This is a genomic window from Nocardioides salsibiostraticola (assembly GCF_054783655.1).
Genome location: NZ_BAAGQD010000018.1, coordinates 23,077 through 35,645 on the forward strand (window position 1 = coordinate 23,077; position 12,569 = coordinate 35,645).

Sequence of the window (12,569 nt, forward strand, 5' to 3'; positions counted from 1 at the left end):
GGTCAGGCCCTTCCCAGCTTCTTCATCAGTGTGAGGTTTGCGGTCATGACTTTGCCGTAGGTCTTGTCGGACATACCCAACATCGGCGCGAAACGGATCAGGCGTTGGGTGGCCACGGCCTGCGTCTCGGTGTAGCGGTGGATGCCCTCCCCGCCTTGGCGGCGGCCCATCCCGGACTCACGCATCCCACCCATCGGGGCATCGATGCTGGCGAAGGTGGCGCCGAAGGCCTCGTTGATGTTGACCGTGCCGCAGCGGATGTGACGCGCCAACTCGCGTCCGCGCTTACCGTCCTGGGTGTAGATCGAGGCGTTCAGGCCGTATTCCCCGGCGTTGGCCCGCGCGATCGCATCGGACTCGTCGTGGAAGCGGTAGAGCGCGATGACCGGACCGAAGGTCTCCTGGCCGAAGCAGGTCATGTCCGGGGTCACGCCCTCGAGGATCGTGGGCTCGTAGAAGAAGGGACCGAGGTCGGGCCGCGCCCGGCCGCCGGCGAGGACCCGGGCGCCCTTCGCGACCGCGTCGTCGACGTGGGCCACCACGGTGTCGAGTTGGTCGGAGGAGATCAGGCTGCCCATGTCGTTGCCCCACTCGAGGGTCGCGCCCAACGTCATCGCCTGGGTGCGGGCCACGAAGCGTTCGACGAACCGGTCGTAGACCTGGTCGGCGACGAACATCCGCTCCATGGAGACGCACAGCTGCCCGGCGTTCGAGAAGCTCGCCCGGACCGCGCCCTCTGCCGCCTTCTCGAGGTCGGCGTCGCGCAGGATGAGGATCGGGTTCTTGCCGCCCAGTTCTAGCGAGCAACCGATGAGCCGCTCGGCGCACTGCTTGGCGATGATCTTGCCGGTCGCGGTGGAGCCGGTGAAACAGATGTAGTCGGAGCGCTCGATGATCGGGCTGCCCAGCTGGCGGCCGGGACCGGCCACGACCTGCCACAGATCCTTGGGGAAGCCGGCCTCGTCGAGGAGCTTCGCGCCAAGCAGGGCGGTCAGCATCGTCTGCGCGTCGGGCTTGGCCACGACCGCGTTGCCGGCCATCAGCGCGGGCAGGCCGTCGCACAACGCCATCGTGAACGGGTAGTTCCACGGCGAGATGATGCCGACGACGCCCTTGGGCACGCGGTTCACCTCGACCCGGGTCAGGGCCGGGACGACCCCCATCACGCGGTTCGTGTCGAGGTGCTTGTGCGCGGTGCGGGCGTAGTAGCGCGCGGTCAGAGCGATGTGCAGCGGCTCGTCGAAACCGTGCTTCCGGGCCTTGCCCGACTCCAGGACGATGAGGTCGATGATCTCGTCCTGCCGTTCCAGCACGAGGTCGTGCAGGCGCAGCATCATCGCGGAGCGCTCGGCCAGCGAGGTGCGGGCCCACGCCGCCTGTGCCCGACGGGCCCGGACGAAGGCTTCCTCGACGTCGGCCTCGGAGGACTGCGGGATGTGCGCCAGCGGCGCACCGTCGAGGGGGCTGTTGACCTGGACCGTTTCGCCACTGGTCGCGATCAGTCGCGAGGTGAGGCTGGCGGCGTACTCGGGCTCGAGTGCGTAGGACGCCGTCGGGTCGTGCTCAGGGTCGTGCGGCCCCTCCACGACAGGATCTCCGGACGGGACGGGATTCTGAGCACTCATGTACTGAGGGTATGTGGTGCCCGTCTCCTCAGACAGGGATTTGCCCATACTGTGGCGCTTTACACACGTGGGGGCCCTGTCAAGGGGCCGCTGCCCCCTTAGCTCGTGAATCGCACGCATCTGGTGCGTGCGAATCACGAGCCAAGGGGTTATCCACAGGAAGCTCGCCAGTCGGTGGCCGGCGGTCGCTCTGTCGTGGCAGCAGCGAGCGTGGTGTGCGGTGCACGCGTACTGGCCGGCTGGTCTGGCGCGACAGACGGCGCTACCGAACCCCGACCCACGAGGGACCTTGCACGTCGCGATCGACGTCCGGCGCACGGTACGCCGGCTGCCCGGGATCGTGGCGCACCGCACGTCCGACTTCTCGACCCGGGTGCTGTGGCTGCAGACCCCGCCACGGATCGCTCCCGAGCACGCGATCATCGACGTGATGGGCCAACCTCCCATCGAGCAGGCCTTTCAAGCTCTCGCGAATCTCTGCCACACCCGTCGAACGCACGTCGGCCAGATCCGATCCGCGCTCGACGGACGGGAGCGCGTCATCGGACGCGACGTAATCAAGGGCCTGCTCGTCGACCTCGAGACCGGCACCTGCTCGGTCCTCGAGCGGGGGTACTCCGATCTGGTCGAGCGCACCCACGGGTTACCGCGCGGCGAGCGACAGGTCGCCTTCGTCAACGGCGTACGACCGGGTTATCACGACGTGAAGTACTCGCGGTTCGGCCTCGTGGTCGAGTTGGACGGGCGGGCGTTCCACAACACCGTCCGGGGCTGGAACGAATCCTACGAGCGAGATCTCGGCGTGGCCGTCCAGGGCAGCCGCACCGCTCGCCTGAGCTACCGGCAAGTGTTCACGAACCCCTGTCACACCGCACGCCAAATAGGAGCGCTCCTCCAGCAGGGCGGGTGGACCGGAGCCGCTTCCTCGTGTCCTACCTGCCTTAGCTCGTGATTCGCAAGCACCGGGTGCGTGCGAATCACGAGCTAAGGCTGTGTGTCGGCTACTGGGCGGCGGCTACTGCGTGCTCGTCTCGACGTAGATCGACTTCATCTCGGTGTACTGGCTCAGACCCTCGGGGCCGAACTCGCGGCCGACGCCGGAGTTCTTGTAGCCGCCGAAGGGTGCCGAGAAGTCCATCGTGTAGGTGTTCACGCCGTACGTGCCGGTGCGGACCCGGCGGGCCACGTCGAGGCCGGCGGCCTGATCGGCCGTCCACACCGTCCCGGCCAGGCCGTACTCCGAGTCGTTGGCGATCCGGACCGCATCATCGACGTCGTCGTAGGGGATCACGCACAGGACGGGACCGAAGATCTCTTCCTGAGCGATCCGCATCCGGTTGTCGACATCGGCGAAGATCGTCGGCTGGACGTACCACCCGCGGTCGAGACCGGCGGGCATGCCGTTACCGCCGAGGACCATGCGGGCGCCCTCCTCCTGGCCCAGGGCGATGTACTTCTCGACGCGCTCCTGCTGACGTTGGGCCACCATCGGTCCGACCTCTGTCGCGGGGTCGGCCGGATCGCCGACGACCATCGCACCGACGCCGGCGGCCAGCGCGTCCACCACGTTCGCGTAGTTGGCCCGGCTGGCCAGGATGCGGGTCTGCGCGACGCAGGCCTGCCCGCTGTTCATCAGGCCGGTGAACTTCAGACCCTCGATCGCCGTGGTGAGGTCGGCGTCGTCGAGCACGATCGCGGCCGACTTGCCGCCGAGTTCGAGGCTGACCCGCTTGAGCTGCTCCCCGCAGACCGCGGCGATCTTGCGACCGGCGGCCGTCGAACCGGTGAAGGCCACCTTGTCGATCCCGGGGTGGGCCACCAGGTGCTCCCCCACCTCGCGTCCGCCGGCGACGATGTTGACCACCCCGGCAGGTACGCCGGCCTCGGCCAGCAGCTCGGCCATCAGGTAGGTGTCCAGCGGGCTCTCCGGCGCCGGCTTCGCGACGACCGTGCAGCCAGCCAGCAGCGCCGGGATGAGCTTGGACATGATCGTGAACTGCGGGACGTTCCACGGCGGGATGGCGGCCACGACGCCCACGGGTTCGTGGCGCACCACGACCGGGGAACCCAGGACGCCCGCACGCTCGGACTCCCACGGGAACTCACGGGCCAGACCCAGGAAGGCCTCGATCTGCATCCACGGGGCCGGGGACTGAGCGAGGTTGGAGAACGAGGTGGGCGACCCCATCTCGATGGTGATCAGCTCGGCCATCTCGGTCAGTTGGCCGGCGTACAGACCGGAGAACTTCTCGATGACCGCGATCCGCTCCTCGGGGGTCATCCGCGGCCACGGGCCCTGGTCGAACGCACGTCGGGCGGCGGCCACCGCAGCGTCGATGTCGGCCGGGCTGCCCTCGGGCACCCGAGCAACGACCTCCTCGGAGTGCGGGGAGATCACCTCCAGCACGTTCCCGGTGGCGGGTGCCGCCCATTCGCCGTCGATGAAGAAGGCGGTGCGGTCCAGAGTCATGTCGATTCCTTTTCGGTGGTTGAGGTGCGAGGAGCGCCAGCGACGCCAACGGTGGTTGAGGTGCGAGGAGCGCCAGTGACGAGCCTCGAAACCTCTTGCGCCGTCACGGGGCCAGGGTGAAGTAGTCGGCGAAGCCACTGGGGTCGTGCCGTCCGATGGAGCCGTGCTCGAACAGGCCCCAGCCCTCGTGCTCGGGTCCGTCGGCGTCGCGGCATACGGCACGCCCGACGTGGTCGATCACGCCGAACATGGTGCGACCGTCGATCTCGGGGCTGGTGACGTCATAGGTCAGGCGCTCGGCGAAGTCGGGCCCCTTCCACAGGCCGTGGGTCCAGTCCGGGTCACCGCCGTACCCCCCGCCGACGTGGATGGGTACGGCGAGCTTGGACTCGACCTCCAGGTGCACCGGGGTGCCGTCGGGGGTGGTCGCCCGGATCGTGGCTCCGGTGGCGATGCGGGTGCCGGACGCGTAGTGGATGGTCACCTGGGGCCAGCCCAACTGCTCGACCCGGCCGTCTTTCCACACGCGGGTGCAGTCGTTGAGGCTGCGGAAGCCGTTGGGCTCCTCCTGCAGGATCAGGATGATCGCGTAGTCCTCGAAACGCATGGGGACGTAGGTCCACCACAGCCCTTCGAACTCGGGAACCAACGGTGCGCCCGCGGGGGGTGCCTCGCCGACCGGGCGGATGCCCCAGGAACGGTCCCGGGTCCCGACCCAGGTGTCGGGGCTGACCGCGATGTCCTCGCCGTCGATGGCCATCGACCCGCTCCAGGTGCCGACCTGGGCGAAGCGTTGGGCGTTCAGGGTGACCCGGCTTCCCGAGCGCATCACGTGCGGCTGCTCCTGGAGGACGTCGAAGGAGCCCTCCCAGGTCATGTCCATGGCGATGCCCTCGGTCTCCTCCAGCACCAACCGGAGCTTGCGCAGGGGCTCGACGACCTCGATGCGGTAGTTCCCGATGTGCTGGTTGAGACGGTCGTCGTCGATGGCGTCGGACAGGTGCAGGGCCGTCTGTTCGTTGCCGCGTCGGACGAGGACGAAGGCGTCCTTGGTCCCCAGGTTGGGGTAGTAGCCCGCGCCGGTGATGACGAAGATGTCCCCGGTCCGGTCGTGGGCGTTGAGGTAGCACCGGTCGTAGAAGTTCCGGTCGCTCGAGCCAGCCCACGTGACCGGCAACGGCACCTGGTGCAGCGGGTATTCATCGAGGTGGCTGACCATGAAGGGGTCCTAGTCTCTGGGGGCCTTTGTTCGCACCGGTCAGCCATCGTCCGCGTGGACCCGGCGTGACACGTGTCTCAATTGACACCTGTCAGCATGGGTGGAACACGTTCTACTTGTCAACGTCCCCGCCCCAGAATCGTCGAGTCGGCGCAAGTTGACGCGCAAAACAGCCCGACCCGGCGCGTCTTTTCAAACTAGCGCCGACTCGCGGGGCGTCAGACGATGTCGCGGACCTGGACCCGGGCCTCGTCGGCCTCTTGGTCACTGAACTTCATCTGCGACTGACGCTCCGCCTCGACCCGACGCAGATAGTGGTCCACCTCCTCCTCGACGCGAGCCTGATCCCAGCCGAGTTCGCCGGCCATCAGCGCGGCCGCTGCGGGAGCGGCCGCCACGCCACGGTCGAAGGTCTCGATCGAGATCCGGGTACGCCGGGTGAGGACGTCATCGAGGTGACGGGCGCCCTCGTGGGTCACGGAGTAGACGATCTCGGCGGCGAGGTAGTCCTCGGCCCCCTCCAGCGGCAACGCCAGCCGAGGGTCGGCTGCGATGAGGCGCAAGAGGTCGTCGATCAGACCGCCGTACCGTCCCAGGAGGTGGTCGATCCGCACCACATGCAGGCCGGAGCGTCGCGCGAGCAGCACCCTTTGGTTGGAGCGGGCCTCGAAACCCTCGGCACCGTTCAAACGCACCTGCTCGGTGATCGAGTCGCGCAGGGTCACGTTGCTGCTGGACTTCAGCGAGTGCGCCGCCGCATCCACCGCGTCCTTGGCCATCACGCGGTAGGTCGTCAGCTTGCCTCCGGCGATCATCACCAGGCCGGGGACCGGCGTCACCACGGTGTGTTCGCGGGAGATCTTGGACGTGGGTTCGGACTCGCCCGAGAGCAGGGGACGCAGGCCGGCCCACACGCCCTCGACGTCATCGTGGTCGAGTGGCTCACGCAGGATCGAGTTGACGTGGTCGAGCACGTAGTCGATGTCGGCACGGCTGGCCGCCGGGTGCGCGAGGTCGTAGGTCCACGGGGTGTCCGTGGTGCCGATCATCCAGTGCCTGCCCCAGGGAATGACGAACAGCACGGACTTCTCGGTGCGGACGATGAAGCCGGTCTCGGAACGGATCCGGTCGCGGGGGACGACCAGGTGGATGCCCTTGGACGCCTGAACATGCAGGGATCCGCGTCCCCCGACCATTTCCTGGATCTCGTCGGTCCAGACCCCGGCCGCGTTGACCACGACCCTGGCCCGCACCTCGAAGTCCACGTCGTTTTCCAGATCCCGAGCGGTCACCCCCACGACCCGTTCACCCTCTCGCAGGAAGCCGGTCACCCGCGTTCGGGTGGCGACGTGGGCGCCGTGACCGGCCGCCGTACGAGCGATGCTGACGACCAGCCGAGCGTCGTCGACCTGGCAGTCGTAGTACTTGATGGCCCCGGCCAACGCGTCCGACTTCAGGTCCGGTGCGATCCGCGCGACTCCGCGACGCGTGAGGTGACGGTGTTTGGGCACCCCCATGTCGGACTTGCCGAACATCGCCATCGCGTCATACAGCGCGACCCCGGCACCGATGTAGGGCCGTTCCCAGCCCCGATGGGTCAACGGGTAGAGGAACGGAACCGGCTTGACCAGGTGGGGGGCGAGCCTGGTGAGCAGCAGCCCCCGCTCCTGTAGTGCCTCGCGCACCAACCAGAAGTCCAACATCTCCAGGTAGCGCAGGCCGCCGTGAACGAGTTTGCTGCTGCGGCTACTCGTGCCACTGGCGAGGTCGCGTTGCTCGAGCAGGCCGGTGTTCAGCCCACGCGTCACCGCATCCAGTGCCACCCCCGCGCCGACGATGCCTCCGCCAACGACCAGCACGTCCAACTCGGCCGTCCGCTGGTCGGTCGCGCCCGCCCCCGACATGGCCTCGATCGCGGCAGTTCGGGAGTGCGGGCTCAGGGCGCTGGTGGGGCTCATCGGGCCATTGTCCCGCACAACTGAGTGCTGTCTACGCTGACCCGGTGACTTCACCCAACCGCGTCCAACGCCTCCTCGGAGTCGACATCCCCATCGTGCAGGCGCCGATGACCTACATCGCCCGCGCCGAGTTGGCCGCCGCAGTCTCCGAGGCGGGCGGCATGGGCATCATCGAGACCCTCACGCCGGAGGGGCAGGCCGATCTGCGTCGGGTCCGGGACCTGACCGACAAGCCGGTGGGCGCCAACCTGATGATCCAGGGCTGGAAGCACGACCCGTCGATCGTCGACGTCCTCGTCGAGGCCGGGGTGTCGTACGTCGCGACCTCCGCCGGAGACCCGGGCCTGTTCACCGCCGCTCTCAAGGACGCCGGGATCACGGTCTTCCACGTGGTCGGCAACCTGCGCGGCGCGGAGAAGGCGGTCGCGGCCGGGGTCGACGGCCTGGTCGTCGAGGGGGTCGAGGGCGGTGGCTTCAAGGGGACCCTGAGCCCGTCCACGATGGTGCTGTTGCCGCTGATCGCCTCGCGGGTCGACGTTCCTCTCATCGCGGCGGGCGGCATCTGCGACGCCACCACGATGGCGGCGGCCTTCGTCCTGGGCGCCGAGGGCGTCCAGATGGGCACCCGGATGCTGGCCACGACCGAGGCCCAGGTCCACCAGAACTTCAAGGACGCGATCCTCGCGGCCGGCGATGACGGTACGACGCTGCTCAGCGTCCCCGGCAACCCCACGATGCGGGTGCTCCGCAACGACCTCGGAGCCTCGGGCACCGTTGACGGTGCCAAGCTGCTGGGCCGCATCACCGACCTCTACTTCGACGGCGACATGGAGGCCAGTGTTGCCAACACCGGCCAGGTCTCGGCCCGCATCGACAAGGTTCTCCCCGTCGCTGAGGTGGTGCAGGGCATGTGGGCCGGGTGCGAAGCAGCGCTGGACGCCGCCCGGGCTCGCCTCGGCGGCTGACACTTCACGCCTTGGCCGCAGCCACCGCTTCGTCGAGGCCCTTGGCCGCGAGGCGGTCGGCCCGCTCGTTGCCCGGGTCACCGGCGTGGCCCTTCACCCAGTGCCACTCGACGTCGTGACGCTCCACGGCGGCTTGGAGTTGTTGCCACAGGTCGACGTTCTTCACCGGTTGTTTGGCCTTGGTCTTCCAGCCGTTCTTCGCCCAGCCGGCCACCCACTGGGTGATGCCGCTGCGGACGTAGACCGAGTCGGTGTAGAGCTCCACGCGGACCCGACGCTTAAGGGCGTTGAGCGCCTCGATGGTCGCCAGCAGCTCCATCCGGTTGTTCGTCGTCTCACCGGCCTCACCTCCGCACAGGTCCAACTCGCGGCCGTCCTGGCTGAGGAAGGCGCCCCAGCCGCCGGGCCCGGGGTTGGGGATGCAGGCACCGTCGGTGTAGATCGTCACCACCTCGAGGTCGACGTCCGCCTCCGTCACCCGACGACGACCTCGACCCGCTGGAACTCCTTGAGGTCGGTGTAGCCCGTGGTGGCCAGCGAGCGACGCAGCGCCCCGAGCAGGTTCATCGTGCCGTCGGCGACGCGCGAGGGCCCGAAGAGGATCTCCTCCATCGTTCCGACCTGCTCGAACTCGACGCGTTCGCCGCGCGGCAGCTCGGGGTGGTGGGCCTCGGCTCCCCAGTGGAAGCCGCGACCGGGGGCATCGCTGGCCCGCGCGAGAGGCGAGCCGACCATCACCGCGTCGGCGCCACACGCGATGGCCTTGGCCAGGTCGCCGGACTTCCCGATGGAGCCGTCGGCGATGACGTGGACATAGCGGCCACCGGACTCGTCGAGGTAGTCACGACGGGCGGCGGCTACGTCGGCCACGGCCGAAGCCATGGGGACCGCGAGGCCCAGCACGGCGCGGGTGGTGTGGGCCGCTCCCCCACCGAAGCCGACCAGTACGCCGGCCGCACCGGTCCGCATCAGGTGCAGCGCGGCCTGCTGGGTCGCACAGCCACCGACGATCACGGGCACGTCGAGCTCGTAGATGAACTCCTTGAGGTTGAGCGGCTCCGCGTTCGAGGAGACGTGCTCGGCACTGACCGTCGTACCGCGGATGACGAACATGTCGACGCCGGCGTCGACGACCGTCTTGGCGAACTCCTTGGTGCGCTGGGGTGAGAGGGACCCGGCGACGGTGACGCGCGCATCGCGGATCTGGCGCACGCGCTCGGTGATCAGCTCGGCCTTGATGGGTTCGGTGTAGATCTCCTGCATCCGTCGGGTCGCCTCGGTGCCGCGGAGCCCGGACACCTCGGTCAGCAGCGGAACCGGGTCCTCATAGCGGGTCCAGAGGCCCTCGAGGTTGAGTACGCCGAGACCTCCGCACTGACCCAGGGCGATCGCAGTCTCCGGCGATGTCACCGAATCCATCGGTGCCGCGAGCACCGGCATCGAGAACCGGTAGGCGTCGATCTGCCAGTCGAGACTGATCTCCTCGGGGTCACGGGTGCGCCGCGAGGGAACGATGGCGATGTCGTCGAAGGAGTAGGCCCGGCGGCCGCGCTTGGCCTCACCGATCTGGATCTCAGTCATGGACCGAAGTGTCCCAGATGGGATCGACAACGCGGATTCCGCTCACCGATCACCCGATCTTCGTTGCTGCCACCACTCCCGCTGAGGCGCGTGACTACCGGCCGGTGTAGTTCGGCGCCTCGACGGTCATCTGTACGCCGTGGGGGTGACTCTCCTGCAACGAGGCCGACGTGATCCGGATGAAACGGCCCTTCTCCTGCAACTCCGGGACTGTGCGCGCCCCGACGTAGAACATCGACTGAGCCAGCCCGCCGACGAGTTGGTGGGCCACTGCGCCGAGCGGGCCACGGTAGGCGACCTGTCCCTCGATTCCTTCGGGGACGATCTTGTCGTCGCTGGTCACCTCGGCCTGGAAGTAACGGTCCTTGGAGTAGGACTTCTTCCCCCGGCTGGACATCGCGGCCAGGGAACCCATGCCGCGGTAGGCCTTGAACTGCTTGCCGTTGACGAACACCAGGTCGCCCGGCGACTCGTCGCACCCGGCCAACAGGGAGCCGACCATCACGCAGTCCGCGCCGGCGACGAGCGCCTTCGCGATCTCACCCGAGTGCCGCATCCCACCGTCGGCGATGACCGGGACACCGGCCCGCTTGGCCGCCAGGGAGGCTTCGTAGACGGCGGTGATCTGGGGTACGCCGACCCCGGTGACGATGCGCGTCGTACAGATCGATCCGGGTCCCACACCGACCTTGATGGCGTCGGCGCCGGCGTCGACGAAGGCCTGCGCGCCTTCCTTGGTGGCGACGTTGCCGCCGATCACCTGCGCGTGCTTGGTCGCCGGGTCGGACTTGAGGCGTTGAACCATCTCGAGCAGCATCCGGACGTTGCCGTGGGCGGTGTCGGCGACCAGGACGTCGACCCCGGCCTCGATCAGGGTGGTCGCTCGCTCCCAGGCGTCGCCGAAGTACCCGATCGCGGCACCCACCATGAGCCGCCCGTGCGCGTCGTTGGAGGCGTCGGGGAACTGCTCGGACTTCACGAAGTCCTTGACGGTGATCAGGCCACCGAGGCGGCCACTGTCGTCGACGAGGGGCAGCCGTTCGCGCTTGTGCTTGCGCAGCAACATCGTGGCCTCCTCGCGGGAGATGCCCAGGTGCCCGGTGATCAGCGGCATCGGGGTCATGATCTCGTCGACCTTGGTCGTCGCCCACTCGGCCACGGGGGTGAAGCGCAGGTCGCGATTGGTGATGATGCCGAGCAGCAGATTGTCCGCGTCGACGACCGGCAGCCCGGAGACGCGGTACTCGCCGCAGATCCGGTCCAGTTCCTCGAGCGTCTTGTCCGGGGTGATGGTGACCGGGTTGGAGATGATCCCGGTCTGGGTGCGCTTGACCAGATCGACCTGATAGGCCTGATCGGTGATCGAGAGGTTGCGGTGCAGCACGCCGATGCCACCCTGACGGGCCATCGCGATCGCCATCTGCGACTCGGTGACCGTGTCCATCGCGGCACTGATCAGCGGGATCTTCAGCGAGATCTCCCGGGTCAGGCGAGCGGTCGTGTCGATCTCGTCCGGTGCCAGGTCGGAATGACCCGGCAGCAGGAGAACGTCGTCGTAGGTCAGGCCGAGTGCAGCGAATTTGTCCGGGAGTTCCACGACTTCATCGTAGTGCGGCCGGTTCGGGGAGCGTGAGTCGGCGCAACTTGACGCCGAAACGGGTCCGAGTCGGCGCGACTTGCGTCAACTGGCGCCGACTCGGCGCAGTCCGGTGAGGGTGATCCTGACGGTCAGTACGTCGCCCGCCATCCGGATCCGACCGCGCATGCCCGCGGCCAACACCATGGGCATCACCGCCTGGTTGCCGGCGCTCGCGCTCAGCAGGACCTGTTCGGCCCCCTGGCCCGCGGCGAGCCGGCAGATCTCGGTCAGGAGCCTCGTCCCGATCCCCCGTCGACGGAACACCGGGTCGATCTCGAGATCGACCGGCCTGGTCGTGGGTTCCTCGGTGGTCGCGGCGCGCAACCGGGCGTGACCGACCGGTCTTCCGTCGACCAGGGCGGTGACGGCGGCGTTCGTCACGGCGTACTCGAGGGACTCGTGGGCACCCGAACCGCCCATCCGTCGTTCCGGGGAACTGGTGAAGATCGGTTGTTCCCGGCTCAGTACGTCGCTGACCAGCCCCGCCATCGCCGCGGCTCGCGCGTGCTCGGTGGCGGTGAAGGGCGCTGCGCGGTGAATCTGTACGGCGACCTCGTCGACCACCAGATCCATGGCGTCCATGTCCGCGTCGGCGGCGCCCGGCGCGGCGTCGAACAGTTCGGCCACCACCCAGGGGAAGGACGAGGGCTGGGCGAGCACCGCGCGTGCCGCCTCGACGTACCGTGTCGGCTGATCGGTGAGCGCCGCCTCGTCGCACCTCACCGCGATCACCGAGGCGCCGCCGGAGCGCGCCACCAGTTCGGCGATGTCCGTCTCGTGCCAGGTGGTCGGCGTCTGGAGGATGAGCTCGTCGACCACCGAGTGCACCCCCGGGAAGACCTGGAGGCCGAGGATGTTCACCTCGGCCTTGCCGCACTCCTGCGCCAGGGCGGCCAGGGCACCGGGCTGATCAGGCAGCGAGGTCCGCACTCTCCACAACATGAGTCGAGGATGCGCCCACCGTATTGCCGATCGAGGTCCCCCGTGTTTCGGGCCGGCAACAGTTGCCGAGTCGGGCTCTTCTGATGCATGTGTGGGTGCGGTAAGCGCGTCTAACGAGGCGCACGCCGCTCTCTGTCTAGGTTTCTGAACTGTCGAAGGACCAGAAACCG

General features: G+C 68.3%; 10 protein-coding genes. 2 read left to right on the top strand and 8 right to left on the bottom strand.

Annotated features, from left to right (window positions below):
• Positions 1–2: 2 nt before the first annotated feature.
• Positions 3–1,625, bottom strand: coding sequence for a succinic semialdehyde dehydrogenase (locus tag ACYVLV_RS12155; protein ID WP_460810290.1), 1,623 nt, complete (start codon positions 1,623–1,625; stop codon positions 3–5).
• Positions 1,626–1,914: 289 nt separating this feature from the next.
• On the opposite strand from ACYVLV_RS12155, the gene ACYVLV_RS12160 reads away from it, so the two are divergent.
• Positions 1,915–2,577, top strand: a complete 663-nt coding sequence (locus tag ACYVLV_RS12160) for a hypothetical protein (protein WP_460810292.1) — start codon at positions 1,915–1,917, stop codon at positions 2,575–2,577.
• Between the two features lie 63 nt (positions 2,578–2,640).
• On the opposite strand, the gene ACYVLV_RS12165 is transcribed toward ACYVLV_RS12160, so the two are convergent.
• The 3 genes from ACYVLV_RS12165 to ACYVLV_RS12175 form a co-directional block, all read right to left on the bottom strand.
• Positions 2,641–4,095, bottom strand: coding sequence for an aldehyde dehydrogenase (locus ACYVLV_RS12165; RefSeq protein WP_460810294.1), 1,455 nt, complete (start codon positions 4,093–4,095; stop codon positions 2,641–2,643).
• Positions 4,096–4,198: 103 nt separating this feature from the next.
• Positions 4,199–5,314 (bottom strand): hypothetical protein, encoded by a 1,116-nt coding sequence (locus tag ACYVLV_RS12170; RefSeq protein ID WP_460810297.1) that lies wholly within the window; start codon positions 5,312–5,314, stop codon positions 4,199–4,201.
• Positions 5,315–5,532: 218 nt separating this feature from the next.
• A complete protein-coding gene (locus tag ACYVLV_RS12175; protein WP_460810299.1) occupies positions 5,533–7,272 on the bottom strand; it encodes a glycerol-3-phosphate dehydrogenase/oxidase in 1,740 nt (579 codons plus the stop codon).
• Between the two features lie 20 nt (positions 7,273–7,292).
• Between ACYVLV_RS12175 and ACYVLV_RS12180 the strand changes: the two genes are divergently transcribed.
• Positions 7,293–8,237 carry an NAD(P)H-dependent flavin oxidoreductase gene (locus ACYVLV_RS12180; RefSeq protein WP_460810309.1) on the top strand — a complete coding sequence of 315 codons (945 nt, stop codon included), beginning with the start codon at positions 7,293–7,295 and terminating at the stop codon, positions 8,235–8,237.
• A gap of 4 nt (positions 8,238–8,241) precedes the next feature.
• On the opposite strand, the gene rnhA is transcribed toward ACYVLV_RS12180, so the two are convergent.
• From rnhA to ACYVLV_RS12200, 4 genes are all read right to left on the bottom strand, one after another.
• The gene (gene rnhA, locus ACYVLV_RS12185; protein WP_460810301.1) at positions 8,242–8,715 is read right to left on the bottom strand and encodes a ribonuclease HI; all 474 of its coding nucleotides are present in this window, start codon (positions 8,713–8,715) and stop codon (positions 8,242–8,244) included.
• Positions 8,712–9,818 (bottom strand): GuaB3 family IMP dehydrogenase-related protein, encoded by a 1,107-nt coding sequence (locus tag ACYVLV_RS12190; protein ID WP_460810303.1) that lies wholly within the window; start codon positions 9,816–9,818, stop codon positions 8,712–8,714. Before ACYVLV_RS12190 ends, rnhA begins: the two co-directional genes overlap by 4 nt.
• Before the next feature lie 94 nt (positions 9,819–9,912).
• A complete protein-coding gene (gene guaB / locus ACYVLV_RS12195; protein WP_460810305.1) occupies positions 9,913–11,415 on the bottom strand; it encodes an IMP dehydrogenase in 1,503 nt (500 codons plus the stop codon).
• A gap of 84 nt (positions 11,416–11,499) precedes the next feature.
• Positions 11,500–12,399 (bottom strand): GNAT family N-acetyltransferase, encoded by a 900-nt coding sequence (locus ACYVLV_RS12200; RefSeq protein ID WP_460810307.1) that lies wholly within the window; start codon positions 12,397–12,399, stop codon positions 11,500–11,502.
• Positions 12,400–12,569: the final 170 nt, after the last annotated feature.